Source organism: Glaciihabitans arcticus (assembly GCF_004310685.1).
Classification (GTDB): Bacteria; Actinomycetota; Actinomycetes; order Actinomycetales; family Microbacteriaceae; genus Conyzicola; species Conyzicola arctica.
In genome coordinates, this window is the sequence record NZ_SISG01000001.1 from 1404191 (window position 1) to 1429458 (window position 25268).

A 25268-nucleotide genomic window follows, 5' to 3' on the forward strand; every position below is an offset into this window, starting at 1 on the left:
GCCACGGGTCCTCCTCCGTCGGGTACTCAGTCCATCGTAGGCCGAACCCGCGCGAGCACCCGCTCCGCATGCCGGACCACGGGGCCGTCCACCATCCGTCCGTCGAGGCGGAACACCCCACCGTTCGACGCCGCGGCCTCCACGATGCGCCGAGCCGCGTCCAGCTCGGCGTCCGTCGGCCGAAACGCCGCGCGAACCGTCTCGACCTGCGAGGGGTGGATGACGGCACTCGCCGCAAAACCCGAGGCCGCTGCATCCCGGGCTTCGGCGTCCAGCCCCTCGAGGTCGGCGATGTCGACGTGCACGGCATCGATCGCTGCCTTGCCCGAGGCGCCGGCCGCGAGCAGTACCGAACTGCGCGCGTGCCTAGCGATGTCGCGATACGTGCCGTCGGCGAATCGGGATGACGTTCCCCCGAGGGAGGCGACAAGGTCCTCGGCGCCCCACATCAGCGCCACGACCTGCGGCAGGGCCGCGATCGAGGGGGCGGCCAGCACGCCGGTCGCCGTCTCGCAGAGAGCGATCACGGAGAACCGATCGAGGCCCGAGAGCTGCTCGGCACTCTCGCTCTTCGCCACCATCACCGTGCGATACGGAGTGTGCGCGAGGGCCACGAGATCGTCGGCGAAGAAACCCGAGTCGAACGCGTTGAGCCTAACGATGGTCCGCACCGGGTCGAGAGACGACCCGGTCAGCGCATCGCGAGCGGCGCCTTTGTGTTCGGGGGCGACGGCATCCTCGAGGTCGAGGATGACGGCGTCGGCTCGCGCGGCCGCCTTCTCAAACCGGTCGGGCCGATCTGCCGGGCAGAACAGCAGCGACGGCCCCATCTCGAAGCTGCTCACGGGGCGCACCGCACCAGGGTCGTGCGCACCGCGACCGCGACGACCGTGCCGTCCTGGTTGCGTCCGGTGTGCTCGAGGGTGACGATCCCCTGCCCGGGGCGGGACGCGGAGAGCCGCTTCTCGAGCACGCGGGTCTCCGAGTAGAGAGTGTTTCCCGCAAACAGCGGATGCGGGAAGACCACCGAGCCGAACCCGAGATTCGCGACGATCGTGCCCTGCGTGAGCTGGGCGACCGAGGCGCCGACGATCGTCGACAGGGTGAACATCGAGTTCACGAGCCGCTGGCCGAACTCCTGCTTCTCCGACCATGCCGCGTCCAGGTGCAGAGCCTGCGTGTTCATCGTCATGGTCGTGAACAGCGTGTTGTCGGCCTCGGTCACCGTGCGACCGGGGCGATGCAGGTAGCGGGCGTCGAGGTCGAACTCCTCGAACCAGAGGCCGCGCTGTTCGATATCCATCAGAAGCCCAGCTCTCGCGAGATCACCATGAGCTGCACCTCGGTGGTGCCCTCACCCACCTCGAGAATCTTCGAGTCGCGGTAGTGCCGCGCCACGGGGTTCTCATTCATGAACCCGTAGCCACCGAAGATCTGCGAAGCGGCGCGAGCGTTATCCATCGCGGCCTCACTGCCGAGGAGTTTCGCCATGCTGGCCTCCATTTTGAAAGGGACGCCGGCATCGATCCGCCGTGCAGCGTCGTACCAGGCCAGGCGTGCGGCGTGCACCTTCGCCTGCATCCGCGCGATCGTGAACGCGATGTGCTGGTTCTCGCCAATGGCCTTGCCGAACACGTTGCGGGTCTTCGCGTATCGGATGGCCTCCTCGAGACAGCCCTGCGCGGCACCCGTGCAGAGTGCGGCGAAGGCGACCCGGCCCTCGTCGAGCGTTTCGATGAAGTTCGCAAAGCCGCGACCCCGCTCACCGAGCAGGTTCGCCTCGGGAACCCGCACATTCTCGAAGGTCAACGGATGGGTGTCGGAGGTGTGCCAACCGACCTTGTCATAAGCGGGCTCGACGGTGAAACCGGGGGTGCCGCTCGGGACGAGGATCGCGCTGAGCTCGGGCCGCCCGTTGTCCCTCGTGCCGGTCACCGCGGTCACCGTCACCAGCCGTGTGATCTGCGTGCCCGAGTTGGTGATGAACTGCTTCGAGCCGTTGATCACCCACTCGCCATCCACCAGTTCCGCGGTCGTCTTCGTGCCCGCGGCATCGGATCCCGCGTCGGCTTCGGTGAGTCCGAAGCCGGCAAGCGCCTTGCCCGACGCGAGCACGGGCATCCACTCGTCCTTCTGCGCTTCGGTACCGCGTCGGAAGATCGGCATCGCACCCAGCCCGACGCCCGCCTCGAGGGTCACGCCGATCGACTGGTCGACGCGGCTGAGCTGCTCGATGGCGAGCCCGAGTTCGAAGTAGCTGCGCCCCTGTCCGCTGTACTGCTCGGGGAAGGGCAGGCCGAACAGCCCCATCTCCCCCATCGTCGCGATGATGTCGTACGGAAGCTCGCGCTTCGTGTCGTACTCGTACGCGGCCGGCGCGACGACCGTGTCGGCGAACTCACGCACCTCGTCGCTGAGGGCCTGTTCCGCGGGGCTGAGTTCGTGGCTCATTCGTGCTCCTCCTGGTGTGGGGTAGTGATCTGTGCGACGACCTGGTCGAGTGTGACGAGGTCGCCTACGCGCAGGGACAGGGTGACTGTCCCGGCTACGGGGGCGAGCAGTTTGTGCTCCATCTTCATCGCCTCGACGGTGATGAGAACCTGGCCGACCTCGACGGTGTCCCCGTCGGAGACACCGACCGCAACGACCGTGCCGGGCATCGGAACCCGCACGTCGGGACTGACCGCGCCGGGCTCGCGGGTCATCGCCGCGAGTTGCTCGGCAAGTCGCTGTTCGCGACCGACGATGCGCAGTTCGGCACTGAATCGTGCGCCGCTGATCCACAGGCTGTCGCCGTCGCGCACGATGGTCGGGGTGGTGGTCACGCCGTCCAGCTCGATGCTGCTGTTCCGGATGCCGCCGCTCATGGTCCGCGCTCCGATCGCGACCTGCGCATCCTCGGCCGTCCCGGTGAGAAGCACCTCCACGTTCTCTCCCGAAACCGCGGACAGCACGTAGCGCGTCGGCCTCGCCACTCCCAGCCGCCAGCCGCTCGGGCTCTTCCACGGCCCGGTCGACGCCCGCTGCGCGTGCAGCCACAGGGCGGCAGCGGCGAACATGTCGTCATCGGGGGTTCGCGCCGGGATCGCCGGCAGCAAGCGCTCAATCAGCCCGGTGTCCAGGTCGCCCGCACGCACCTCGGGCGCGTCGACCAGGTCGCGCAGGAACTCGAGGTTGTTGTGCAGCCCGAGGATCACCGTGTCACCGAGCGCCGCAGACAACCGCGCGAGCGCCGTGGCCCGATCCGGGCCGTGGGCGATGACCTTGGACAGCATCGGGTCGTAGGAGCCGCCGATGGTGAGCCCCTCCGCAAGACCGCTGTCGACCCGAACGTCAGCGGGCTCACGAAGGGACAGTATGGTGCCGGTCGTCGGCAGGAAGCCGCGCCCGGGATTCTCCGCGTAGACGCGCGCCTCGACGGCATGGCCGGTGACTGTGACGTCATCCTGCGCGAACGACAGCGGCTCGCCTGCGGCGATGCGCAGCTGCCATTCGACGAGGTCGATACCGGTGACCAGTTCGGTGACCGGGTGCTCGACCTGCAGTCGGGTGTTCATCTCCATAAAGAAGAACTCGGTCGGGTCGTTCGCGGAGACGAGGAACTCGACGGTTCCGGCTCCGGTGTAGTCGACGGACCGGGCGACCTCGCAGGCCGCCTCGCCGATGCGCGCGCGGGTGGCCGCGTCAAGCAGCGGGCTCGGCGCCTCCTCGACGACCTTCTGGTGCCGGCGCTGCAGAGAACACTCCCGTTCACCCACATGCAGGGTGGTGCCGTGCGCATCGGCAAGCACCTGCACCTCGATGTGACGCGGACGCTCGACGAGTCGTTCGAGGAACAGGGTGTCGTCGCCGAAGGCCGCGGCCGCCACGCGTCGGGCCGTGGCCAGCGCGTCGGGCAACTCGTCCGCCGCGCGCACCACCTCCATGCCCTTGCCGCCTCCGCCCGCCGAGGGCTTGACGAGGAGGGGGAAGCCGACGTCGTTCGCCGCTTCCGCAAGAGTCGCGTCACCCATGCCGGGCTCGGCGATGCCCGGGATCACGGGAACACCGAGCGCCGAGACGTGCTTCTTGGCGCGGATCTTGTCGGCCATGAGGTCGAGAGCCGTGACATCCGGACCGATGAAAACGAGCCCGGCGTCGGCGCAGGCTCGGGCGAACTCGACGTTCTCGCTGAGGAAGCCGTAGCCGGGGTGGATGGCCTGGACGCCGGCCGCCGCGGCGATCACTGCGGGGATGTCGAGGTAGCTCAGGATGCGCACGGCCGCGTCGGCGAGCGCGACATGGCGCGCCCCGCGGTCGGCGTCGGTGTATACCGCGACCGAGCGGATACCGAGCGAGCGCAACGTGCGGATCACCCGGCCGGCAATCTCGCCCCGGTTGGCGACGAGTACGGATTCGAACATTCCCGTCACATCCGGAACAGGCCGAAGCCCGGCTCGGGGAGCGGCGCTCCCGCGCACACGTCAAGGGCGAGCCCGAGCACCGTGCGGGTGTCGGCGGGGTCGATGATGCCGTCGTCCCAGAGACGGGCGGTCGAGTAGTACGGGTTGCCCTGGGTCTCGAACTGCTCGCGGATGGGCGCTTCGAATGCGGTCTTCTCGTCAACGGTCCACTCGCTGGCGCCCTGCTTGACCGTGCTCAGCACCGACGCCGCCTGCGGTCCGCCCATGACCGAGATGCGGGCGGCCGGCCACATCCAGAGGAAGCGCGGCGAGTATGCGCGGCCGCACATCGAGTAGTTGCCGGCACCGAACGAGCCGCCGATCACGACGGTGAGCTTGGGCACGCGCGTGGTCGCCACGGCGGTCACCATCTTGGCGCCGTGCTTGGCGATGCCGCCGGCCTCATAGTCGCGCCCGACCATAAAACCGGAGATGTTCTGCAGGAAGACCAGCGGAATCCCCCGCTGGTCGCACAGTTCGATGAAGTGCGCGCCCTTGGTGGCCGACTCGCTGAACAGCACGCCGTTGTTCGCGACGATACCGATCGGGTGCCCGTGCAGCCGCGCGAAGCCGGTGACGAGGGTCGCGCCGTACTCCTTCTTGAACTCGTGGAATTCGCTCGCGTCGACCAGCCGCGCGATCACCTCGCGCACGTCGTACGCCTCCTGCACGTCCGTCGGCACGACCCCGTAGAGCTCGCCCTCATCGGCCAGCGGTTCACGACTCGGGATGACGCTCCACGGCGCCTCTATCGCCTTCGGCAGCGTCTCCACGATGTCCCGCACCAGCTGCAGCGCATGGCGGTCGTTCTCGGCCAGGTGGTCGGTCACCCCGGACACCCGTGCGTGCACCTCGCCGCCGCCCAGCTCCTCGGCGGTCACGATCTCGCCGATCGCGGCCTTCACCAGCGGTGGCCCGCCGAGGAAGATCGTGCCCCGTCCGCGCACGATGATCGTTTCGTCACTCATTGCCGGAACGTAGGCGCCGCCCGCCGTGCAGGAGCCCATCACGGACGCGATCTGCGGGATCCCCGCCGCCGACATGCGCGCCTGGTTGAAGAAGATGCGGCCGAAGTGGTCCCGATCGGCGAAGACCTCGTCCTGCCGCGGCAGGAACGCGCCGCCGGAGTCGACGAGGTAGATGCACGGCAGGCGGTTCTCGAAGGCGATCTCCTGTGCGCGCAGGTGCTTCTTCACCGTGAGCGGAAAGTAGGTGCCGCCCTTGGTGGTCGCATCGTTCGAGATCACGAGTACGTGGCGGCCGTGCACCAGACCGATTCCGGCGATGACGCCCGCAGCGGGAACCTCGTCGCCGTAGAGCCCGTTGGCGGCGAGCGGGGCGATCTCGAGGAACGGGCTGCCGTCGTCCAGCAACTCGTCGATGCGTTCCCGCGGGAGCAGTTTGCCGCGCGCAACGTGACGCTCGCGGGAGGCCGCGGTGCCCCCGAGTGCGGTGCGGGCGAGTCTCTCGCGCAGCTCGGACACGAGCATCCGCTGGTCTGCGTCGTTTCTCTCGAACGTCGCACCGCGCGTTGTACTCAGAGTCTTCATCGACTGTGCTCCCGGCTTGTGGCCTGCTGCAGGTGGGTTAGTGGTGACTAACTGGGATTCAGGTTAGTCGCGGTTAACCGGAATGTCTAGACTGTGGTCATGGAACCCACGGCCCGCAGCCTCGCCAAGGCAGATCGTCGGCAGTCGTTGCTGGATGCCGCGGCGCGCCTCTACGCCGAGCGCGGGTTTCCCCGAGTCTCTCTCGAGGATCTCGGCGCGGCCGCCGGCGTGAGCGGACCGGCCGTCTATCGGCACTTCGCTGGCAAGCAGGCTGTGCTGGCCGCACTGCTCATCGAGGTCAGCGAGGGGCTCGTCGAGGGTGGGCGGCGCGTGATCAACTCGGCACCGGATGCGCGGACGGCGCTCGAGGAGCTCGTAGCCTTCCACGTGGAGTTCGCGCTCTCCAATCCCGACGTCATCGTGGTGCAGGATCGCGACCTCGCGAGCCTCACCGAGGACGACAACGAGGCCGTGCGACGCCTGCAGCGCACGTATATCGACGCCTGGGTGGACGTGCTCGCGGAGCTGCACCCGGGTGTTCCCCGTACCGACCTGCGCATCCGCGCGCGCGCGACCTTCGGCCTCATCAATTCGACGCCGCACAGTGCCCGAAGCGCGGCTCGCCCCTCGGTGCGCGCGCTGCTCACGGCGATGGCGCTCGCGGCGCTGAGCAGTTAGCGCGGCGAGTTAGATCCTCGCGAGCGCCGTCCCCGGCTCCTCGAGGATCGCACCGACCTCGGCCAGGAAGCGGGATCCCTGCTCCCCGTCGACGACCCGGTGGTCGAACGACAAGCTGAGGGTCATCACGTCGCGGAGCTTCACCTTGCCCCGGTGCTCCCACGGCCGCTTGCGCACCGCGCCGAGGGCGAGGATGCCCGCCTCCCCCGGGTTGAGGATCGGGGTTCCGGCGTCCACGCCGAACACCCCCACGTTGGAGATGGTGAAGCTGCCGCCGGTGAGATCCGCGGGGCTCGTGCGCCCGGCTCGGGCCGTCGCGACGAGACCGGCGAGCGCGTCGGCGAGTTCGGGGAGCCGGAGCTGCTCCGTCCGCTTGAGGTTGGGCACCATCAGTCCGCGCGGCGTTGCGGCCGCGATGCCGAGGGTGATCGACCCGAGTTCGACGATCTCGTGAGCTGCGGCATCCCATCGCGCATTCAGCGAAGGGTGGTTGCCGAGCGCCAGCGTGACGGCGCGCGCCACGATCACCAGCAGGTTCAGCCGGCGTTCTGAGAATTCAGGAGTCTCGCGTAGCCTCTCGACGAGCCGCACGCTGCGCGTGACATCCACGTCGAGGAACACCGTCACGTGCGGGGCGGTGAACGCACTCGCGACCATCGCCTCGGCGGTCAGCTTGCGCACGCCGGAGATGGGGGTGCGCCGGTCGGTCCCCGAGCTTGTTGAAGGGCGAGCTGGCTCAGAGACAGTGGCGCCGGATGCCGCGCGCTCCACATCCCCCCGCGTGATCAGGCCGTCGCTGCCGCTGCCGACAACGGACGCGAGATCGACGCCGAGGCTCGCGGCCAGCTTGCGCACCGGCGGCGTGGAACGTGGTGTCTCCCCGGCAGAGCCGGTCGATCGCGTGGAGACCACGGCCGAGTCGGCGCCGGCACCGTCCGCAACTCCACCACGTGCCTTCCGCTTCGGCGCAGACCCATCCCCGACGGTCGGCCCATAGCCAACGAGAACAGGTGTGCGCTCCGCCCGGGCCGGCTCCGCAGCCTCCTCGACAGACTCCACCTCGACCGACATCAGCGGCGCCCCCACCTGGATCGTCTCGCCGGGCTCCCCGTATAGTCGCGCCACAACCCCCGCGAACGGAGACGGCAGCTCGACGAGTGCCTTGGCCGTCTCCACCTCGGCGATCACCTGGTTGAGCTCGATCGGGTCGCCGACCGCAACCCGCCAGCCGACGAGCTCGGATTCGGTGAGTCCCTCCCCGAGGTCGGGCAGTTTGAAGTCGCGGACGCTCATGCGCTTGCCACCCATCCCGTCAGTGAATTCTGGCGGCCCAGCACGCGGTCGACGGCGTCGAGGATCCGGTCGAGGTCGGGCAGGAAGTGCTCCTCGAGCTTCGCCGCCGGATACGGCGTATCGAAGCCGGTCACCCGGGCGGGCGCCGCCTCGAGGTGCTCGAAGCAGCGCTCGGTGATGACTGCGGCAAGCTCGGCACCGACACCGCCGAACTGGGCAGCCTCATGCGTGATGACGAGTCGGCCGGTGCGCCGCACCGAGGCCTCGACGGTCGCGAAGTCGACCGGGGACAGCGAGCGCAGGTCGATGACCTCGATCGAGATTCCATCGGCGAGGGCTGCGGCCGCGGCATCCAGTGCGGTCGATACCAGCGGTCCGTAGGTCACGAGGGTCACGTCGGTGCCGGGCAAGACTACGCGGGCGGCGTGTAGCGGCAGGTCGAGCGTCTCGTCCACTTCGCCTTTCACCCAGTAGCGCCGCTTCGGCTCGAAGAACAGCACGGGGTCATCCGACGCGATCGCCTGCCGCAGCATCGAGTAGCCGTCCTGCGGGTTCGAGCAGGCGACGACGCGCAGCCCCGAGGTGTGGGTGAAGTAGGCCTCGGGCGACTCCGAGTGGTGTTCGACCGCCCCGATGCCGCCACCGAAGGGCACACGAATGGTGATCGGCATCCGCACGTTCCCCGCCGTGCGGTAGTGCAGCTTCGCGACCTGCGCCACGATCTGGTCGAAGCCGGGGTAAATGAATCCGTCGAACTGAATCTCGCACACCGGCCGATACCCGCGGAACGCGAGCCCTACCGCCGTGCCGATGATCCCCGACTCCGCGAGCGGCATGTCCATGACCCGGTCCGCGCCGAAGTCGGCCTGCAGCCCGTCCGTGACGCGGAACACCCCGCCGAGCGTGCCGACGTCCTCCCCCATGATCACGACGCGCGGGTCGTCCTCGAGGGCACGGCGCAGGCCGAGTCCGAGCGCCTTGGCAAGAGTCAGGGTCGTCATGACGCATCCCCGAACTGGCCTGCGTCGAATAAACGCAGGTACGCCGAGTACTGGCTGCGCTGTCGCTCGAGCTCCGGGTCACCCGTGGCGTACACGTAATCGAAGACGGTGAGCGGTTCGGGATCCGCGAGCCCGAGGCATCCCGCACGCAGTTCTGCGGCGACCGCAGCAGCCCGGGATGCAACGCGCTCCCGCACCCCGTCGGTCAGCAGCCCGGCTGCCGCGAGCAGCCGCTCGAGTCGATCCACCGGATCCTTCGCGGCCCACTCGGCCTTCTCAGCGGGGTTCTCATACCGACCCGGATCATCCGACGTCGTGTGCGGCCCCATGCGGTACGTCACAGCCTCGATAAACATCGGGCCGCCGCCATTGCGGGCGCGGTCGAGGGCGATGCGAGTCGCCGCCATCACGGCAAGCACGTCGTTGCCGTCCACGCGCATCGAGGGGATGCCGAAGGCCGGAGCGCGCCCCGCGATCGGACGGGCCGCCTGCAGCCCGACCGGCTCGGAGATCGCCCACTGGTTGTTCTGGCAGAAGAAGATCACCGGGGCGTGGAAGCTCGCGGCGAAGATCATCGCCTCGTTGACGTCGCCCTGGCTGGTCGCCCCGTCGCCGAAGTAGGCGATCGCGACCGAGTCGACGCCGTCCTTCTGGCAGCCGAGCGCGTAGCCGGTGGCGTGCAGCGCCTGCGCGCCGATGATCACGGCGGGGGTGGCCATACCCACGTCGAACGGATTCCAGCCGGAGAGGGCGGTGCCTCGCCAGACCGGCATCAGCTCGGCGATCTCGACTCCGCGGCAGTAGGCGACGGCGTTCTCGCGGTAGCTGGTGAAGACAAAGTCGTCATCCCGAAGGGCACGGGCCGAGCCGATCTGGGCGGCCTCCTGACCGAGCAGCGGCGGCCACAGGCCCAACTCGCCTTGGCGCTGCAGGGCTGTCGCCTCGGTGTCGATGCGGCGCACGACGACGAGGTCTTCGTAGAGGGCTACGAGGTCGTCGTCGGTCAGGTCGGCGATCCAGGGGTCGTAGTCGGGATGGGCGACTCGGTCCCCATCCGGTGTCAGCAACTGAACCGGCACCCAGTCGGGGCCGAGAAGTTCAGCGAGCTCGTTGTCAGCGGATACGGTTTCGCGCATCGGTGTCTCCTTGATCCGTCCTCGCCCGGGTGGGTTGCACACGCAGCGAGGGGTGATCGACGACCTCGGTTTGTAGCCTCTGGTCGACCGGGCGACGTTGCCCGGATACTGGCGACGCTACCGAGCGCATCACCCAGAAGCAAGCATTTGCGTGAGTGGGTCACTCGACCCACTACTATCGGAGCACCATTCAGGACGAAGGAGTTACGGATGACCTCAGACGCCATAGTCATCGGAGCGGGACTCTCCGGGCTCGTCGCCACAGCGGAGCTCGTGGCCGCCGGCAAGCGGGTCACCGTGCTCGAGCAGGAGCCCGAGGCGAGCTTCGGCGGGCAAGCGTGGTGGTCGTTCGGCGGGCTGTTCCTCATCGACTCCCCCGAGCAGCGGCGGATGGGCATCAAAGACTCGTTCGAACTGGCCCGGCAGGACTGGTTCGGGTCGGCCGGCTTCGACCGCCCCGAGGACAACTGGCCGCGCCAGTGGGCGGAGGCCTACCTGCAGTTCGCGGCCACCGAGAAGCGGTCGTGGCTTCGTGAGAGGGGCGTGAGCTTCTTCCCCGTCGTCGGCTGGGCGGAGCGCGGCGGCTACGGCGCGAACGGGCACGGCAACTCCGTGCCCCGCTTCCACATCACCTGGGGCACCGGTCCCGGCGTGGTCGCGCCCTTCGAGCGCATCGTGCGCGAGGGGGTTGAGAGGGGCCTCGTGACCCTGAAGTTCCGGCACCGCGTCGACGGACTCGTGACGCGCGGAGGCGCCGTGGTGGGAGCGCGCGGCGCCATCCTCGCCCCTGATAACGCGGGGCGCGGTGCGGCCAGCAACCGCGAGATGACGGGAGACTTCGAACTCGAGGCCGGCGCGGTCATCGTGACCAGCGGCGGTATCGGCGGCAACCACGAGCAGGTGCGCAAGCAGTGGCCGGCGCGCATGGGCGAGCCGCCGAAGCACATGCTGAGCGGTGTGCCCGCGCACGTCGACGGACGGATGCTCGGCATCTCCGAGCAGGCCGGGGCGAACCTCATCAACGGCGATCGAATGTGGCACTACGTCGAGGGCATCACCAACTTCGACCCGGTGTGGGCGAGCCACGGCATTCGCATCCTGCCTGGTCCCTCGAGCCTGTGGCTGGACGCGACCGGCACGCGCCTGCCCGTTCCGCTGTTCCCCGGATTCGACACGCTCGGCACGCTCGAGCACCTGCGCACGACGGGGCACGACCACTCCTGGTTCATCCTCACCCAGAAGATCATCGAGAAGGAGTTCGCGCTCTCGGGCAGCGAGCAGAACCCCGATCTGACCGGCAAGAGCGTGCGCGAGCTGCTGCGCCAGCGGCTCGGCAAGGGCGCGACCGAGCCGGTCGAGGCGTTCAAGGCGAAGGGTGCTGACTTCGTGGTGGCCGACACGCTCGAGAAGCTCTTCGAAGGCATGCGGGCGCTCAGCCCCGACGTCGAAATCGACTTCGCGCGGGTGCGGCTCGAGGTCGAGGGGCGCGACCGCGAGCTCGACAACGACTTCTCCAAGGACTCGCAGATCAACGCGATTCGACAGGCGCGGCACTACCGGGGCGACAAGCTCATTCGCGTCGCTCCCCCGCACAAGCTCGAGGACCCGTCGGCCGGCCCGCTCATCGCGGTGAAGCTGCACGTGCTCACCCGCAAGAGCCTCGGCGGCATCGAGACGAACCTTTCCGGACAGGCTCTGGATGCCACGGGCTCGCCCATTCCCGGACTGTACGCGGCCGGCGAAGCGAGCGGCTTCGGAGGTGGCGGCGTGCATGGATACCGCTCGCTCGAGGGCACGTTCCTCGGCGGCTGCATCTTCAGCGGTCGTCAGGCGGGTCGGGCTGTCGCGGGGCTGGGCGATACGACGCTCAACTAAGCTTTCCTCGGACCACTAGCGAGGGAGCAGCACCATGAGCATCGATGGAACACCCACCACCCCGGAGGGCTGGTACCCCGATCCCTCCGGAGCCCCGAAGAGCCGCTGGTGGGATGGCACGGCCTGGACCGAGCACTATCACGACCCCTCGGCGCCCGTCGATGCGAGCCCCGCGGCCGTGGGTTCCGCGACCATCACCGCCCCCGTTACGTCCACCGGCAGCGGTCCGTACACCCTGTGGCTCTGGATCATCATCGGCCTGCTCGCCGTCTCGTTCCTGTCCCTCGTGACCTTCGACTTCCAGGGCTACGTGCTCGCCTCGGCGTACTCCGTCAACGACCCGTTCGCCATCTTCACGCCCGGCTACTTCCTGATGCTCGGGGTGAGCTTCATCGCCTACTGGGGCACCGTGGCTCTCGCCTTCTTCGACCACAAGGAGCTCAAGGCCCGCGGCATCGCGTCGCCGTTCCACTGGGCGTTCGCGTTCATCTCCTCGCTCGTCTACCTCGTCGGTCGCTCGATCGTGCTCAAGCGCCGCATCGGCAGCGGCATGCTGCCGCTCTGGGTCTCCGTCGGTTACGTCGTCGCCTGCGTCATCGTGGTCATCGTGTGGGTTGTCTCGACCGTCGCCCTCATCACCTCGATCAGCAACGGCTTCAGTTGAGCACCGTCATCGCGGGCTGGTACCCCGATCCCGCAGGATCCGGCCGCAGTCGCTGGTGGGATGGCACGCAGTGGACAGAGAGCTACGAGACGCCCTACACGCTCGCGCCGCAGACGCTCGCCGCACCGGTCGGCACCCCCGCCTACAACAACTGGATCTGGGCGATCGTCGGACTGCTCGCCGTGCGCACGTTGCTCAGCGGGGTACCGCTCGTCATCCCCGGCTACTTCGAGAGCTCCGCGTCGGGAGCGACCACGGGTGAGTTCGCCATGGTCGACCTCGTCACCGGCGTCATCAGCTGGATCCTGTACGGCGTCACCGTCGCCCTCGCCTACTTCGATTGGCGCACGCTGCGCGACTCGGGTGTGCCGAAGCCGTTCCACTGGGCGTTCGCGTTCCTGCCGACCCCGGTCTACCTGATCGGACGCGCGGTCGTCACCCGCCGTCGCACCGGAAAGGGTTTCGCGACCCTGTGGATCGCGATCGTCTACATGGCGCTGTCATTTATCGCGTTCATCGGCATCGTCGTCGCTGCCAGCATCTACGCGGTGGACAACCTCCCGGGCGTCTAGTCCGAGTCGTGCGCGTTGGCGTCGTCGTGCCCGTTGGCATTGTTGTGCCCGTCCGCATTCCTGAGCGGATGCACGAACGCCAGCACTACGAATGCCACGATCATCGCGCCCGCGATGCAGCTCGCGACCACGAACACGCTGTTCAGCCCGCTCACGGTCACCAGTAGCCCGGCCAGGGCGGAACCGATGGGCAGGGCTCCCCAGCTGATGACCCGGGATGCCGAGTACACCCGCCCGAGCAGGTAGTCCGGCACGAGGTGCTGGCGGATGCCCGAGTTCAGGATGCGCCACACGCTGCTCCCCGCCGCGGCGACCGCGCCGGAGACCAGGAGCAGCACGTAATCCACCCCGAGCGCGGGGGCAAGCACGAGGATGAGGGTGCCGATGGTATCGATGCCGAGCAGCACGGATACGCCGACGCGCTTGCGCAGCCAGCCGTAGGCGAGGCTCGCGAGGAGTCCGCCGACCGCCATCCCGGTGAAGACGAAACCGTAGGCGAACGCGCTCGCGTCGAGCGGTCCCGGACGCACCACGTAGAGCACGATGACCGACATGAACATGCCCCAGACGAGATTCATGCCCGCGTTGATGAGGGTCAGCCAGCGCAGCGTCGCGCTCGCCCAGAGGAAACTCATGCCGGCTCGCACGCGGCGGTCGGGTTCGGTGACGGGGATCGGAGCCGTGCCTGGCCGCTCGCTCGCGGGTCGCACGAAGGCGATCCCGACGAGGGCGAGCAGGTAGAGCACTCCGCCCGCACCAACTGCGAAGACGTGACCGAGCGAGATGAGTAGCCCGCCGAGCGGGGCGCCCGCGAACTCGTTGGATACCGTGATCGTCGCTTCGATCCTCGCGTTGGCTCGGCCGCGGTGCCTCATCCGCACGGTGCCGGGCACGGCGGAGACAAGACTCGTATCGACGAGCACCTCGGCCACACCGTAGAGCACCGCAGCGACGGCGACCACCCAGAACTCGAGCTCACCGAACAGCATGGCGACGGCGAGACCGACCAGGTACACGCCTCTCACCGAATTCGCCCAGAACAGGATGCGCCGCGCCCCGAGATGGTCGACCAGCCAGCCGCCGTGAATGCCGAAGAGGGGCCAGGCCAGCGTGGCGAGGGTCGTTACGAGGGCGACAAGTCCATCACTCGCACCGGCCGCGATCGCGAGCAGCGGAAGTGCGAACAGCACAACCCCGTCGCCGAGGTTCGCCGCCCCGGTCGCGAACCAGAGCCCGCGGAAGGACCGGCCGAGCGAATCGCGGCGGGTCACGGGGTGGTGGTGGACGGGACGCGCGCGCTGTCCCGTCGAGCCGCCCGCGTCTCCGCGGGGCGTGCTGTGTGCGTTGTGATCACTGGGCGAGCGACCAGGCGCGACGCTTGACGAGCACGTGACCCCGCTTGGTCGATAGGCGGGTCCAGGGGCCGGTCTCGTAGACGCGGACAGTCTCCGGCTCGGCGTCCGGCGCAGCGTTCGGTGCCGGAGTAGCGAGGAAGCCCAGACCGAAGGCGGCGAAGGCCGCTCCGGCGGGAACGTGCTGGTGGCCGGCGATCGGTCGCGCCCAGACCTCGGAGCGCACGCGGTGCACGATCTGCTCCCCCGTGCCGGTGGGGATCGCTGTGGCGATCTCCTCGATTCCGGCGCGGGCGGACGCGTCGAGCACGTCGCTCGGCAGCGGCGCGAGCGGGGTCCACCCGCCACGCGGTGGGGAGATCGCCGCCCAGGTGACGGTGTGCACCTGCATGGGGAGGGTGACGGTGACGGGCGCCGCGGCATCCCGCACCTCGCCTTCGAGTCGTTCGAGGCGGCCCAGCAGGGATCCGACCGGAACGACGGCATCGAAGACGGTCGGCGCGGAATCGGCGTCGTCGACGATCGCGAAGGTGCGCAGGCCCAGCACGGTGGGGCTCTCGTCGAGCAGTCCGGACGGGTAGAGCACCGCCGCGTAGACGGCAAGCACACCGTTGGTGGCGATGAGTCGAACCGACCCGTCTTCGACTCGGCCGGCGCGCGCGACGAAGGTTCTGAGGTCGCTGAGCGAAAGGGAGTCCTGAAGGGTGAACGCGCTACTCATGTCCGTTCTAAACTACAGGGCATGAGCGACCCTGTGAGCGGGCTTCTTGCCGCCCTCGACCTGACCGATACGGGTGCGCGCACCAGCGAAGACATCTTCACGGGGCCCAGCCAGTGGATGCCACAGGGTCGTGTCTTCGGCGGGCAGGTGCTCGCGCAGTCGCTCGTGGCCGCGATGCGCACCATCGACGAGCAGCGCTTTGTGCACTCGATGCACGGCTACTTCCTGCGCCCGGGTGATATCGATGCGCCGATCACCTTCTCGGTGGACCGCATCCATGACGGGCGCTCGTTCGCGACCAGGCGCACGCAGGCGTACCAGGGCGGCCTGCCGATCCTGTCGATGATCGCCTCTTTCCAGGATGTGGATAACGGTCTCGACCACCAGGTCGCGATGCCGTCCGATATCCCCGCGCCCGAGTCCCTGCCGAGCACGACCGAGGTCCTGGCGGGAATCGACCACCCGGTGGCCACGTTCTGGGCGACGGGTCGTCCGTTCGACCTGCGTCACGTGCCCTCGCCGATCTACTTCGCCGTGGAGGGTCCGCACGTTCCGCACCAAGCGGTCTGGTTCAAGACGCTCTCGAAGCTCCCGGATGACCCGAACCTCCACCGTGCCGCTCTCGCCTACGCGAGCGACTACTCCATCCTCGAGCCGATCATGCGCGGGCACGGTCTCGCGTGGAGCACCCCGGGCCTGAAGGCTGCGTCGCTCGACCACGCGATGTGGTTCCATCGGTTCGCCCGGGTGGATGATTGGCTCCTCTACGTGCAGGAGTCCCCGAACGCGATCGGTGGACGCGGCCTCTCGCAGGGGCGCATATTCACCCGCGAAGGCGTTCTCGTCGCCTCGGTCGCCCAGGAGGGTATGGTGCGGGTGCCGCAGGGCTGAGCTGTTCGGGCGCCTAATGTTCGGTTGCCTGGCTGCCGTGCCCGCTGGCTCGCTGGCTCGCTTGCTGGTTTGCTGGTCTGCTGGTCTGCTGGTTTGCAGCGGAGCGACTCGATCCGCAGGGCTCGACAGTGTGGGCCGGTTGTCGCACTGGCGGCGGACGAGCCGCGCTTGGTTCCCGGCTATCGTCGGAGTCGTGAGACGAGACCCGGTCGAGACCTTCGCGCGGAACGGTGCCCTCATCGCGGGTGGTGCTCGGGCGATCCTCCTTCAGGTCGCGGATCCAGTAGTCGGCGCGGGAGTCGCCCAACACAGCGACTTCGCGCATCGGCCTTTGGACCGCCTGCGCAACACCCTCACCTTCGTCTACGCGGTGGTGCTCGGCACTCCGGATGAGGCCACCCGCGTGGCCGGCTATGTGGACCGCGCACACCAGGGCATCCCGGGCGCGACGGATCCCCCGCATCAGCTCTGGGTCGCCGCGACGCTCTACGACTCCGCGATTGTCGTGCACGAGAAGCTCTACGGTCCTGTGGATACAGACGGCACCGATTCGCTAGCCGACGCGATCCTCGCCCGCTACGCTCCGCTCGCCACCAGCCTGCAGGTGCCCCTCGCGGATTGGCCCGCGAGCCGCGCGGAGTTCGATCCGTGGTTCGCAAAGCTCGCGACTGAGCTCGAGGTGAGCGATGACGCCCGCCAGGTGGCGCGCGACCTGTTTCATCCGGTGGTCGCGCCACCGTGGCTGCGCGCGGGTCTGCCGTTCGTCGCGCTGCTGACCGCCTCACTGCTCGGCCCTGATCTCCGCGCGGCCTTTGCGCTGCCGTGGTCACCCGCGCGCGAACGCCGAGCGAGCGTGGCCTGGGCGGTCGCCCGGGTCGCCGTCCGTCTCGCGCCTCGCATTCTTCGGGAGTGGCCGTCGCGTCACTATCTGCGGCGCCTGCGCGCGAGGTAGCTGCGGCGTCGGCGTGCACCGTAGCTGCTGCGCCGGCGCAGACAGGAGCGTGTCGCCCGGCAACACCGAGACGAGTGCCGCCGGCCCTACGCCGCGACGCTGTTACCTGTCGCCGATACGCCGGGTGACTGCCGGGCAGGTTGGTGCCGTTCATCGGGCTTTGGCTAAGAGTTCGGTGAGGGCGGCGCTTTTGGAGCGCAGCAGGATGGGGGTCTGGTCGGGGTCGATGTCCGGGGGTGGAACCAGCCGGTATTCGGGCCCGGTGCGGAGGATCTCCCAGTGGTTGTTGTGGAGCAGCAGGTGGTGGTGTTTGCAGAGCAGGATGCCGTCGGCGATGTCGGTTGTGCCTCCGTCTCTTACCCAGTGGTCGATGTGGTGGGCTTCGGTCCAGCAGGCGGGTCGGTCGCAGCCGAGCCACATGCAGCCACCGTCCCGGGCGGCGAGGGCCTGTTTTTGTCGTTTGGTGAACAGTCTCTGGTCCCGTCCGAGGTCGAGGATCTGCCCGGCGCTGTCGAAAAGGATCGGGACGGTGACCCCGGTGCACGCCAAACGTTCCGCCGTCTGCACTGACACCGGCGTCGGTGAGCCTTCGATCCGGGCATGACCCTCGCGTGCGGTGAGGGTGTCAGCGGCCACGAGAATCTTCACCACAGGCCCACCCGACCCAAGAAGCTGGGTGGAGTCGGTGTCGGCGCCGGCGGTGAGGAGGTGGGCGAAGGTGTCTGAGGCGAGTTGCTCCGTTGTGCGGGTATCGGCGGTGATCGCCTCGGCCAGGGTCGCGTCGGTCGGGTTCACGAACCGGGGACCACCACGCCGAGGGGAGGTGGCCCGATCGAAGAGGTCGCCGACGGTGGCTGCGGTCTCGGGATCCATGACCCAGCGCAGTTGTGCACCACCATCGGGGGTGCGCCAAAACGTCAACGACCGCCGCGCGTGGGCGGCAGCCTCCCGGTCAGCGATGCCGTCCTCATCGAGCGCATCCCGCGCATCCCGGGCGAGACGCTGCAACCGGTCGGCATCCACGGACGGGGCCACCTCGCACAGCCCGGCAGCCGCCTCGGCAAGCACCGCGGCGGTGATATCGGTGGTGGGAACGCCCAGCCCGGTGCGAATAGCGGCCGCCGCATCAATAGACAGCGTCCCCGCGGTGACTGCCGAGGCGACAGGGGCGAGCCACGGCTCCACCGTCGAGTCCGTGGCGAGGACACCGATCTGCACGGCCGTCCGCGCATCCCGTTTCGTCGACCCGGTCGTGACCCGCACCAGCTCCTCCGGCGTGCGATGCCCGGTGCGCTGCGCCAACCCCGAAGACCCGAGCGCCGGAGCCGACCGGCGCGCAACCTCACCGGCAATCAACGCCGCGTGCGTGGAAGCAAGTTTCTGAAGGGAGGCAACGACGCGACCGAGGGCAAGCAGATCGTCATCCAGAACAGAAGAGTACGACCGAGGCACGGCAGAAAGCGCCGTGACAATCGTGCCGTGCTGCTCCAAAAGATTCATACATCAATACTGAACCTTCGAACACATGTTCGAGCAACTTATCCACAAGCCCGGCGAATCACCGATGCGACCGCAGCGGGATCCACGAGTTGGTGCAGGTGCGCCCCGTCGAGGATGGTCACATCCCAGCCGCGAGCCGAGGCATCTGCCCGCTCGGAAGCGTAGGTGTCGCCAAATGCGACGTAGAAGCAGGGCACGGCATCCCAACCGGCCGGCACGTCCATGGTCGACTGAAAGTACGAAAGCGGCAACCGCAACTGTTGGTCAGAGACGGCGGACTGAACCGCAGCGGAGGGAAACAGCGAAGCAACGGAATCCCACCACGACGTCCACACCGGCAACTCCCCCGATGAGGCGAGCGACGCCAGAAACGGCATGAACCCGGGCGCCGCAAGCGGCTGCTCCCCCACGGGCGGCGGCAGGATCGCATCGACGAAGACCAGGGCCGCAACCGAACGGCGCGATGCCACATACGGGATGACCGCACCCGCGTTGCTGTGCGCCACAAGCACCCACTGCCGGTCGTCCGGCAGCGCGTCGAGCACCTGCTGCGCGTAGGCGATGCCCGTGGCCGGTGGAGTCTCGGCAGAGACAACCTGCGCGCCCGGCAGCAGCGCGGCCACCGGCTCCCACGACGCGCTCCCCAGCAGGGGGCTCGCGATGAGGGCGATGTCCACGGTCAGCCTCGCTTGGCGAACTGCACCGGTTCTTCGATGTACGGCGACCAGGCGTCTCGCAGGTTCTGCTCTATGCGGCGCGGTTTGCCGGTCGCCGCGGTCACCATCACGAGGGTGGTCGCGGCGCGGGTGAACAGCACACGCGGCACCACACCGACCGGCGAGTACAGCTCGTAGCAGATCTCGAGGCTCGCGCCTCCGATGCGCCCGATCCACATCTCGATGTCGATCGGAGCCCGCATGTACGGGATCGGGGCGAGATACTCGATCTCCTGACGCGCGATCAGGGCTAGGGCCTCGGCGCCGGGCCGGGCGTCCATGATGGCGGTGTCCGCGCCGGGTCCGGTGCCCTCGTCGGGCCGCCAGAAGGCCTGGATGCGCGCCTCCTCGAGCAACCGCAGCATCTCGGCGTTGTTGACGTGCGCGTAGGCGTCGAAGTCGCTCCAGCGGAGCGGGATGGGCACGTGCAGGCGGGTCATGGCTGTCCTCTAGACGGGCTGGAGTGGGGTTCGCGGTTCGGGCGGCAGCATCACGGTGATCTCGTCGCCAGCACGGACCGCGCCCGACGACAGAACAATCGACATCACGCCGCCTTTGCGCTCGACGACGCCGTTCTCGTCCTTGCCGAGCACGGCCTTGAGCAGCCCGGGCTCGAATCCATTGATCTGCGAGCAGGGGTTGCGCAGCCCCGTGATCTCGATCGAGGCGTCGTCTCCGAACTGCAGCACGGTCCCGGTCGGCAGGGTCAGCAGGTCGACTCCGCTTGTGGTGATGTTCTCCCCCATGTCGCCGGGCGCGACGGTAAAGCCGTGTTCGCCGACCTCCTCGAACAGCTCCGAATGGATGACGTGCACCTGCCGCAGGTTCGGCGCCGACGGATCGACCCGCTTGCGCGACAGGTGCTGCACGGTTTCGCCCGCGTGCGCGTCACCCTCGATTCCGATCCCCGCGACGAGCACGATCTGATCGACGACGGGCTTCGAGAATCGGTGTGCCGCATCACGGCTCACGGCGACGACGCGGGGCATCCGGAGGCCTAGTCGCGCGTGAGCTTGCGGTAGGCGCTGCGGTGCGGCTTGGCCGCGTCGGGGCCGAGGCGCTCGATCTTGTTCTCCTCGTAAGACTCGAAGTTGCCCTCAAACCAGTACCAGTTCGACGGGTCATCCTCGGTCCCCTCATAAGAGAGGATGTGCGTGGCGATCCGGTCGAGGAACCACCTATCGTGAGTGATCACCACGGCGCAGCCGGGAAATTCGAGGAGGGCGTTCTCGAGCGAGCCGAGTGTCTCGACGTCCAGGTCGTTGGTCGGCTCATCCAGCAGGAGGAGGTTTCCGCCCTGCTTGAGCGTCAGCGCGAGGTTGAGGCGGTTGCGCTCACCACCGGAGAGCACACCGGCCTTCTTCTGCTGGTCGGGACCCTTGAATCCGAACTGGCTGACGTATCCTCGCGACGGGATCTCGGTCTTGCCGACCTGGATGAAGTCCTGCCCTTCGGACACGACCTCCCACAGCGTCTTCTGCGGGTCGATGCCGCCACGATCCTGGTCGACGTAGGAGATGTCGACCGTCTCACCGATCTTGAGGTCGCCCGAGTCGAGCGGCTCGAGGCCGGTGATCGTCTTGAACAGGGTCGTCTTTCCGACACCGTTCGGACCGATCACGCCGACGATGCCGTTGCGCGGCAGGGTGAAGGAGAGGCCGTCGATGAGCACACGCTCGCCGAAGCCCTTCTTGAGGTTCTTGGCGTCGATGACCTGGGCTCCGAGGCGCGGTCCCACGGGGATCACGAGCTCCTCGAAGTCGAGAACGCGGGTCTTCTCGGCCTCGTTGACCATCTCCTCGTAGCGGGCGAGACGTGCCTTCGACTTGACCTGGCGCCCCTTGGCGTTGCTGCGTACCCATTCCAGTTCGGAGGTGAGTCGCTTGGCCAGCTTGGCGTCCTTCTTGCCCTGCACCTCGAGGCGGGCCGACTTCTTCTCGAGGTAGGTCGAGTAGTTGCCCTCGTAGGGGTACAGGTGTCCACGGTCGACTTCGGCGATCCATTCCGCGACGTGGTCAAGGAAGTACCGGTCGTGAGTGACGGCGAGAACGGCGCCCGCGTACTTGGCCAAGTGCTGCTCGAGCCAGAGCACGGATTCGGCGTCAAGGTGGTTGGTGGGCTCGTCGAGCAGCAGGAGGTCGGGCTTCTGCAACAGCAGCTTCGTGAGCGCGACGCGGCGCTTCTCACCACCGGAGAGGTTGGAGACGGCGGAGTCGCCCGGGGGCGTGCGCAATGCGTCCATGGCCTGCTCGAGCTGGGAGTCGAGGTCCCAGGCGTCTGCGGCGTCGATCTCTTCCTGGAGGGTGCCCATCTCGGCGAGCAGTGCGTCGAAGTCGGCGTCGGGCTCGGCCATCTCCATGCCGATCGCCGAGTGGCGGTCGACCTTGTCCTTGATGGCGCGCACGCCATCCTGCACGTTCTCGAGAACGGTTTTGGTCTCGTCGAGTTCGGGCTCCTGCATGAGGATTCCGACCGAGTAGCCGGGGCTCAGACGGGCTTCACCGTTGCTCGGGGTGTCGAGGCCGGCCATGATCTTGAGGATCGTGGACTTTCCGGCACCGTTGGGTCCGACGACGCCGATCTTGGCGCCCGGAAGGAAGGACATGGTGACGTCGTCGAGAATGAGCTTGTCGCCGACCGCTTTGCGGGCGCGCACCATCGAGTAAATGTATTCGGCCATGCATCCATTCTAGAGAAGTGGATGCCCCACGCTCGCCGCCCCGATTGCTACCAGTCGATGTCGCGGGTCTTTCCCACCATGCACTTGCCCGAGGTGAGCACCGGCTGCACAACGCTCTGGTAGCCGACGTTGCCGTACTGTCCGACGAGGCAGGCGCCTCCGAGCAGAACCGAGAACTGGATGTTGTCGGCCACGAGCTCGACCGCCGTGAGGTCTTCGGTGACCTGCATGTCGGCCTTCACGAATCCGGCCTTCACGAGGTTATCGATGAACTTCTTGCCGCCCGGGGTCTTGTCGAGCGCGATGACGGCGCGGTTGACCGTGTCGAAGTACTGCTTGTTGTCTCGCGCGTCGCCCGCGGGGTTGTACCCGGGGTCGGCGGTACCCTCTGCCGAGCTGGACGGCGATGGTGACGTTACCGGAGGCAGTGGCGCCGGCTCGGGCTCGGTCGTGCAGCCGGCGAGCACGGCAGAAAGCACAACGGCAGCCAGCATCGCCGTCGCCATCATGCCGCGAGTCGAGATCCGCTTCATGCCGTGCCGCCCCCAGGTTTCCCGGAGCCCGTCGCGGCCCCGGTGAAAGTCTAGGCGGCTAGAACGGCACGGCGCCCACCGGCTCGGCCGCGGGTGCGTCGGCGGCGGCGGGAGCGTCATCCTCTGCCGCACCTACCGGGAATTCATCGGACGCCGGCGGCTCCGACGCCTGGTGCGCGCTCGTGACAGTCGCCATGGAGACGCTGCGCACGTAGGCGGCTGTGCCCCAGGTGAGGTCGTGACCGATCGCCTCCGCTTCGATATCGACGGTGGTGCCGGTGCGTTCGCCATTGGTCCATTCCTTGATGCGCAGGCGGCCCGTGACGATCACCCGCTCGCCCTTCTTGATGGACAGGGTGGCGTTGCTCGCGAGCTGGCGGAACGCGGTGATCGTGTACCAGTTGGTCTCGCCGTCGAGCCAGGTCTGCTTGGCGCGGTCGTACCGCCGCTGGGTCGATGCGAGGCGGAACGAGGCGATGGGCAGCCCCTCGCTCGTGGTCAGGTGGCGGGGCTCGGTGGCGACGAGGCCGGTGAGCGTGATGGTGTCGGTCATGGGGTCCTCCTGTGGGTAGAAGTGCGGTGAGCGCAGGTCCCGCGAGAGCACTCGTGCCGGGAAAGCCGCCGCGGGACCTGCTGCGCAATATCCTGCGCCGCGGAGAAACGCGAAAACGCCGGCCGTCTCCATCTGTGGAGACGACCGGCGTTTGTGAGCCGTTGAAGGACAGGAGGGCTAGTGCTCCTTGAACTCCGGCCAGTCCGAGCCGGGAACCAGCCGCGCGTAGAACGCGCTCTTGGCCACCTCTAGGGAGGGGAACGGTGCGCTCCACTCCGAATCGGCCAGTAGTTTGACGGCGAAGCCCTCGCTCGTGCTGTGGATCGAACCGAGTGCTCCCGCCGGCCCGAAGGCCACCCAGGTGTGAAGTTCCAGTGTTGTGTCGCTCATCGTTGAGCTCCTTTCGCGTACTTTTCGACATTACGACCCCCGCCGCCCCGACGCCAGTAGCGCGGGGAATTCTCACTGGTAGACCGTTCTGTTCGCACAGCGAACATGGCAGGCTGCAACCGTTTGCGCGAGGCTGTCCCCTGCGACACACTGAATCCAGATACACCAGCGGCTGCAACTTCGGCGCTAGGGATACCCGGGGGTTAGGGAATCTTCGAAGACAGTTCGCTTCACGGCCCCACCATTCCTATTCGGGTTAGGACTGGTGGGGCCGAATCTTTTTCCGGGTGGGCGCGTACGATTCGCAGCACGGCGTGGATGACGCGAGCCGTGGTTGCCGCAGCGGAAGAGGGGTGTGACAGAATGCTCGATCTCCGTGATGCTCTCGGTGGCCGTTGGGCCTCGACCGCGTCCGGCTCGCTGGCGCTATTCCCCCCTGCATCACTTCTCGTCCTGCTGCAGGAGTCCACTCGTGGGGTGCCGACCCCGTCCCTGCTGATTGCATCGGCCGTCGCCCAGCATCTCTGCGCGGCACTCGTCGCACAGGCGATCGTCGCTACAGCGCGGCGGCGGTGGAGCGTCATCCCGATCGAACTGCTGGTTGGCATGTGGATCGCTGTGGGGATCGCCAGAGGCGTGGTCGGCGGTCTCGTCTGCATCGCCCTCGGCGACGGGGAGGGCGAGTTCCTGATTCGCATCACATTCTGGATCTCCATCTGCCTGGTCTGGATTCCGGTCTTCGGCTACACGGCAGCCCAGCTCGACTTCCGGCGTGGACTGCTCGTCGCCCATACCGCCGCCCGCGAGCTTCGGGATGACGCTCTCCGTCGCTCGCGCCAGTCCACCGGCGAGCTCAGCGCGCGCCTCGTCAGCGCGATCCGGGACGCCGTCGCGCCGGCCATCTCGGATATCTCGCACTCGCTAGCCATGGCCGGCCCGCGACTGGAGCCGGCTATGTACCGAGCGATCGGTAACCGCATCGCCGCGATCTCCCGCGACGCGGACTCGATAATCGCCGAGGGCTCCGCGGCTTCCCCCGGACCGTCAGCGCCCCCCGAAGAGACGACACTGTTGGGCGCTGCCGTGAGTTTTGAGCGTGAACGACCCGTATTCTCCGGAGTCCTCACCGGTATTGCCCTGACCGCGGTGATCGTGCCGAACGCCCTCCTCGCGGAGGGGCTGCCGGACGTGGCAGAGGGCCTGCTCTGCGTGTTCTTCACGACGGTCGTGCTGATCAGCCTGATGGTGGTGCAGGAGCGGATCGCCCGCCGCAGCCAAGCCCACTCGGTGGCGTTCCTCGTTGCCGCAACCCTGCTCGCAGGCATAGCCGGGTCGCTTCTGCTCGTCTACATCAACTTCGGCCAGCTCGACACCTATGACTGGATACTCGCGGGAACCCTCCTTCCGGGCGTCACGGCGAGCGCGCTCGCCATCAGTACTGCGATGGGGCTCGCATCGGCGAACATCAATACCGAGAGGGAAACGGTGCGGCTCGTCGACGAGGCGAGACAACTCGAGGAGTCCATGGCGAGTCGCGTCGATCGCGTTCGAGCCAGCCTCGCCGACGTGTTGCACGGTCCGCTGCAGGGTCGCCTGGCGGCTTGCGTGATGGCCCTGACCTTCCACGCCGAGGAGCGACCGGGACCGCAATCCGAGCGCTCGACCATCGTCTCGGAGTCGGTCATCGCGCATCTGGAATCCGTCTCTCGAGACCTCGACGCGCTGGTCGCCAGTGGTGTCGTCGAACCGGCACCGTAGACTCACCCGTG

25 protein-coding genes are annotated in these 25268 nt (G+C 67.9%); 7 read left to right on the plus strand and 18 right to left on the minus strand.

Annotated elements, in window-relative coordinates; translation table 11 throughout:
* Nucleotides 1-26: 26 nt before the first annotated feature.
* From EYE40_RS06710 to EYE40_RS06730, 5 genes are read right to left on the minus strand one after another with little or no spacing between them, the layout of a single operon-like run.
* Entirely contained in the window at nucleotides 27-830 is an 804-nt protein-coding gene (locus EYE40_RS06710) for an HpcH/HpaI aldolase/citrate lyase family protein (protein WP_130982819.1), read from the minus strand.
* 11 nt (nucleotides 831-841) lie between these two features.
* Nucleotides 842-1303: a MaoC family dehydratase gene (locus EYE40_RS06715; protein ID WP_130981228.1), complete on the minus strand. Its 462-nt coding sequence runs from the start codon at nucleotides 1301-1303 to the stop codon at nucleotides 842-844.
* On the minus strand, nucleotides 1303-2451 hold the full coding sequence (locus EYE40_RS06720) for an acyl-CoA dehydrogenase family protein (protein ID WP_130981229.1): 1149 nt from the start codon (nucleotides 2449-2451) through the stop codon (nucleotides 1303-1305). The genes EYE40_RS06715 and EYE40_RS06720 overlap by 1 nt, the downstream gene beginning before the upstream one ends.
* A complete protein-coding gene (locus EYE40_RS06725) occupies nucleotides 2448-4403 on the minus strand; it encodes an ATP-binding protein (protein WP_130981230.1) in 1956 nt (651 codons plus the stop codon). Before EYE40_RS06725 ends, EYE40_RS06720 begins: the two co-directional genes overlap by 4 nt.
* A gap of 5 nt (nucleotides 4404-4408) precedes the next feature.
* Nucleotides 4409-5992 (minus strand): carboxyl transferase domain-containing protein, encoded by a 1584-nt coding sequence (locus EYE40_RS06730; RefSeq protein WP_130981231.1) that lies wholly within the window; start codon nucleotides 5990-5992, stop codon nucleotides 4409-4411.
* A gap of 99 nt (nucleotides 5993-6091) precedes the next feature.
* On the opposite strand from EYE40_RS06730, the gene EYE40_RS06735 reads away from it, so the two are divergent.
* Nucleotides 6092-6670, plus strand: a complete 579-nt coding sequence (locus EYE40_RS06735; protein WP_193554488.1) for an SACE_7040 family transcriptional regulator — start codon at nucleotides 6092-6094, stop codon at nucleotides 6668-6670.
* Between the two features lie 9 nt (nucleotides 6671-6679).
* On the opposite strand, the gene EYE40_RS06740 is transcribed toward EYE40_RS06735, so the two are convergent.
* From EYE40_RS06740 to pdhA, 3 genes are read right to left on the minus strand one after another with little or no spacing between them, the layout of a single operon-like run.
* Complete coding sequence (locus EYE40_RS06740; protein WP_130981233.1) at nucleotides 6680-7963, minus strand: dihydrolipoamide acetyltransferase family protein; 1284 nt, start codon at nucleotides 7961-7963, stop codon at nucleotides 6680-6682.
* Entirely contained in the window at nucleotides 7960-8964 is a 1005-nt protein-coding gene (locus tag EYE40_RS06745; RefSeq protein WP_130981234.1) for an alpha-ketoacid dehydrogenase subunit beta, read from the minus strand. The genes EYE40_RS06740 and EYE40_RS06745 overlap by 4 nt, the downstream gene beginning before the upstream one ends.
* Nucleotides 8961-10100, minus strand: coding sequence for a pyruvate dehydrogenase (acetyl-transferring) E1 component subunit alpha (gene pdhA / locus EYE40_RS06750; protein WP_130981235.1), 1140 nt, complete (start codon nucleotides 10098-10100; stop codon nucleotides 8961-8963). Before pdhA ends, EYE40_RS06745 begins: the two co-directional genes overlap by 4 nt.
* Nucleotides 10101-10310: 210 nt before the next feature.
* Between pdhA and EYE40_RS06755 the strand changes: the two genes are divergently transcribed.
* Genes EYE40_RS06755 through EYE40_RS06765 form a run of 3 tightly spaced genes read left to right on the plus strand, consistent with a single transcriptional unit; the run spans nucleotide 10311 to nucleotide 13211 of the window.
* Nucleotides 10311-11975, plus strand: coding sequence for an FAD-binding dehydrogenase (locus EYE40_RS06755; protein ID WP_130981236.1), 1665 nt, complete (start codon nucleotides 10311-10313; stop codon nucleotides 11973-11975).
* Between the two features lie 34 nt (nucleotides 11976-12009).
* On the plus strand, nucleotides 12010-12639 hold the full coding sequence (locus EYE40_RS06760; protein ID WP_130981237.1) for a DUF2510 domain-containing protein: 630 nt from the start codon (nucleotides 12010-12012) through the stop codon (nucleotides 12637-12639).
* Complete coding sequence (locus EYE40_RS06765; RefSeq protein ID WP_130981238.1) at nucleotides 12636-13211, plus strand: DUF2510 domain-containing protein; 576 nt, start codon at nucleotides 12636-12638, stop codon at nucleotides 13209-13211. The genes EYE40_RS06760 and EYE40_RS06765 overlap by 4 nt, the downstream gene beginning before the upstream one ends.
* On the opposite strand, the gene EYE40_RS06770 is transcribed toward EYE40_RS06765, so the two are convergent.
* Entirely contained in the window at nucleotides 13208-14482 is a 1275-nt protein-coding gene (locus EYE40_RS06770; protein WP_161972356.1) for an MFS transporter, read from the minus strand. The two genes, EYE40_RS06765 and EYE40_RS06770, sit on opposite strands and share 4 nt — an antisense overlap.
* A 79-nt stretch (nucleotides 14483-14561) precedes the next feature.
* Entirely contained in the window at nucleotides 14562-15284 is a 723-nt protein-coding gene (locus EYE40_RS06775) for a DUF8185 domain-containing protein (RefSeq protein WP_130981240.1), read from the minus strand.
* Nucleotides 15285-15305: 21 nt separating this feature from the next.
* On the opposite strand from EYE40_RS06775, the gene EYE40_RS06780 reads away from it, so the two are divergent.
* Together EYE40_RS06780 and EYE40_RS06785 are read left to right on the plus strand one after the other, a co-directional pair.
* Nucleotides 15306-16175 (plus strand): acyl-CoA thioesterase, encoded by an 870-nt coding sequence (locus EYE40_RS06780; protein ID WP_193554489.1) that lies wholly within the window; start codon nucleotides 15306-15308, stop codon nucleotides 16173-16175.
* Between the two features lie 193 nt (nucleotides 16176-16368).
* Nucleotides 16369-17127 carry an oxygenase MpaB family protein gene (locus EYE40_RS06785; RefSeq protein WP_161972357.1) on the plus strand — a complete coding sequence of 253 codons (759 nt, stop codon included), beginning with the start codon at nucleotides 16369-16371 and terminating at the stop codon, nucleotides 17125-17127.
* A 150-nt stretch (nucleotides 17128-17277) separates the two neighbouring features.
* On the opposite strand, the gene EYE40_RS06790 is transcribed toward EYE40_RS06785, so the two are convergent.
* The 8 genes from EYE40_RS06790 to EYE40_RS06825 all read right to left on the minus strand — a co-directional run bounded on the left by EYE40_RS06790 (nucleotide 17278) and on the right by EYE40_RS06825 (nucleotide 23499).
* Nucleotides 17278-18627: a DUF222 domain-containing protein gene (locus EYE40_RS06790; protein ID WP_130981242.1), complete on the minus strand. Its 1350-nt coding sequence runs from the start codon at nucleotides 18625-18627 to the stop codon at nucleotides 17278-17280.
* 38 nt (nucleotides 18628-18665) lie between these two features.
* Entirely contained in the window at nucleotides 18666-19304 is a 639-nt protein-coding gene (locus EYE40_RS06795; RefSeq protein WP_204742220.1) for an alpha/beta hydrolase, read from the minus strand.
* A 2-nt stretch (nucleotides 19305-19306) separates the two neighbouring features.
* Nucleotides 19307-19783, minus strand: coding sequence for an acyl-CoA thioesterase (locus EYE40_RS06800; RefSeq protein WP_130981243.1), 477 nt, complete (start codon nucleotides 19781-19783; stop codon nucleotides 19307-19309).
* Nucleotides 19784-19792: 9 nt separating this feature from the next.
* Nucleotides 19793-20332 carry an MOSC domain-containing protein gene (locus EYE40_RS06805; RefSeq protein WP_130981244.1) on the minus strand — a complete coding sequence of 180 codons (540 nt, stop codon included), beginning with the start codon at nucleotides 20330-20332 and terminating at the stop codon, nucleotides 19793-19795.
* A gap of 8 nt (nucleotides 20333-20340) precedes the next feature.
* Nucleotides 20341-22023 (minus strand): energy-dependent translational throttle protein EttA, encoded by a 1683-nt coding sequence (ettA, locus tag EYE40_RS06810; protein WP_130981245.1) that lies wholly within the window; start codon nucleotides 22021-22023, stop codon nucleotides 20341-20343.
* Between the two features lie 47 nt (nucleotides 22024-22070).
* Nucleotides 22071-22556: a DUF6993 domain-containing protein gene (locus EYE40_RS06815; protein ID WP_130981246.1), complete on the minus strand. Its 486-nt coding sequence runs from the start codon at nucleotides 22554-22556 to the stop codon at nucleotides 22071-22073.
* A 58-nt stretch (nucleotides 22557-22614) separates the two neighbouring features.
* The gene (gene ssb, locus EYE40_RS06820) at nucleotides 22615-23109 is read right to left on the minus strand and encodes a single-stranded DNA-binding protein (RefSeq protein WP_130981247.1); all 495 of its coding nucleotides are present in this window, start codon (nucleotides 23107-23109) and stop codon (nucleotides 22615-22617) included.
* A 177-nt stretch (nucleotides 23110-23286) separates the two neighbouring features.
* Entirely contained in the window at nucleotides 23287-23499 is a 213-nt protein-coding gene (locus EYE40_RS06825; protein ID WP_130981248.1) for a methyltransferase, read from the minus strand.
* A gap of 363 nt (nucleotides 23500-23862) precedes the next feature.
* Between EYE40_RS06825 and EYE40_RS06830 the strand changes: the two genes are divergently transcribed.
* Nucleotides 23863-25257 (plus strand): hypothetical protein, encoded by a 1395-nt coding sequence (locus tag EYE40_RS06830; protein ID WP_130981249.1) that lies wholly within the window; start codon nucleotides 23863-23865, stop codon nucleotides 25255-25257.
* The last annotated feature ends 11 nt before the right edge of the window (nucleotides 25258-25268 follow it).

Coding starts and splice junctions, on each gene's coding strand:
- EYE40_RS06710 (WP_130982819.1), bottom strand. CDS start 830: ATGGGGCCGTCGCTGCTGTTCTGCCCGGCAGATCGGCCCGACCGGTTT.
- EYE40_RS06715 (WP_130981228.1), bottom strand. CDS start 1,303: ATGGATATCGAACAGCGCGGCCTCTGGTTCGAGGAGTTCGACCTCGAC.
- EYE40_RS06720 (WP_130981229.1), bottom strand. CDS start 2,451: ATGAGCCACGAACTCAGCCCCGCGGAACAGGCCCTCAGCGACGAGGTG.
- EYE40_RS06725 (WP_130981230.1), bottom strand. CDS start 4,403: ATGTTCGAATCCGTACTCGTCGCCAACCGGGGCGAGATTGCCGGCCGG.
- EYE40_RS06730 (WP_130981231.1), bottom strand. CDS start 5,992: ATGAAGACTCTGAGTACAACGCGCGGTGCGACGTTCGAGAGAAACGAC.
- EYE40_RS06735 (WP_193554488.1), top strand. CDS start 6,092: ATGGAACCCACGGCCCGCAGCCTCGCCAAGGCAGATCGTCGGCAGTCG.
- EYE40_RS06740 (WP_130981233.1), bottom strand. CDS start 7,963: ATGAGCGTCCGCGACTTCAAACTGCCCGACCTCGGGGAGGGACTCACC.
- EYE40_RS06745 (WP_130981234.1), bottom strand. CDS start 8,964: ATGACGACCCTGACTCTTGCCAAGGCGCTCGGACTCGGCCTGCGCCGT.
- pdhA (WP_130981235.1), bottom strand. CDS start 10,100: ATGCGCGAAACCGTATCCGCTGACAACGAGCTCGCTGAACTTCTCGGC.
- EYE40_RS06755 (WP_130981236.1), top strand. CDS start 10,311: ATGACCTCAGACGCCATAGTCATCGGAGCGGGACTCTCCGGGCTCGTC.
- EYE40_RS06760 (WP_130981237.1), top strand. CDS start 12,010: ATGAGCATCGATGGAACACCCACCACCCCGGAGGGCTGGTACCCCGAT.
- EYE40_RS06775 (WP_130981240.1), bottom strand. CDS start 15,284: ATGAGTAGCGCGTTCACCCTTCAGGACTCCCTTTCGCTCAGCGACCTC.
- EYE40_RS06780 (WP_193554489.1), top strand. CDS start 15,306: ATGAGCGACCCTGTGAGCGGGCTTCTTGCCGCCCTCGACCTGACCGAT.
- EYE40_RS06790 (WP_130981242.1), bottom strand. CDS start 18,627: ATGAATCTTTTGGAGCAGCACGGCACGATTGTCACGGCGCTTTCTGCC.
- EYE40_RS06800 (WP_130981243.1), bottom strand. CDS start 19,783: ATGACCCGCCTGCACGTGCCCATCCCGCTCCGCTGGAGCGACTTCGAC.
- EYE40_RS06805 (WP_130981244.1), bottom strand. CDS start 20,332: ATGCCCCGCGTCGTCGCCGTGAGCCGTGATGCGGCACACCGATTCTCG.
- ettA (WP_130981245.1), bottom strand. CDS start 22,023: ATGGCCGAATACATTTACTCGATGGTGCGCGCCCGCAAAGCGGTCGGC.
- EYE40_RS06815 (WP_130981246.1), bottom strand. CDS start 22,556: ATGAAGCGGATCTCGACTCGCGGCATGATGGCGACGGCGATGCTGGCT.
- ssb (WP_130981247.1), bottom strand. CDS start 23,109: ATGACCGACACCATCACGCTCACCGGCCTCGTCGCCACCGAGCCCCGC.
- EYE40_RS06825 (WP_130981248.1), bottom strand. CDS start 23,499: ATGAGCGACACAACACTGGAACTTCACACCTGGGTGGCCTTCGGGCCG.
- EYE40_RS06830 (WP_130981249.1), top strand. CDS start 23,863: ATGCTCGATCTCCGTGATGCTCTCGGTGGCCGTTGGGCCTCGACCGCG.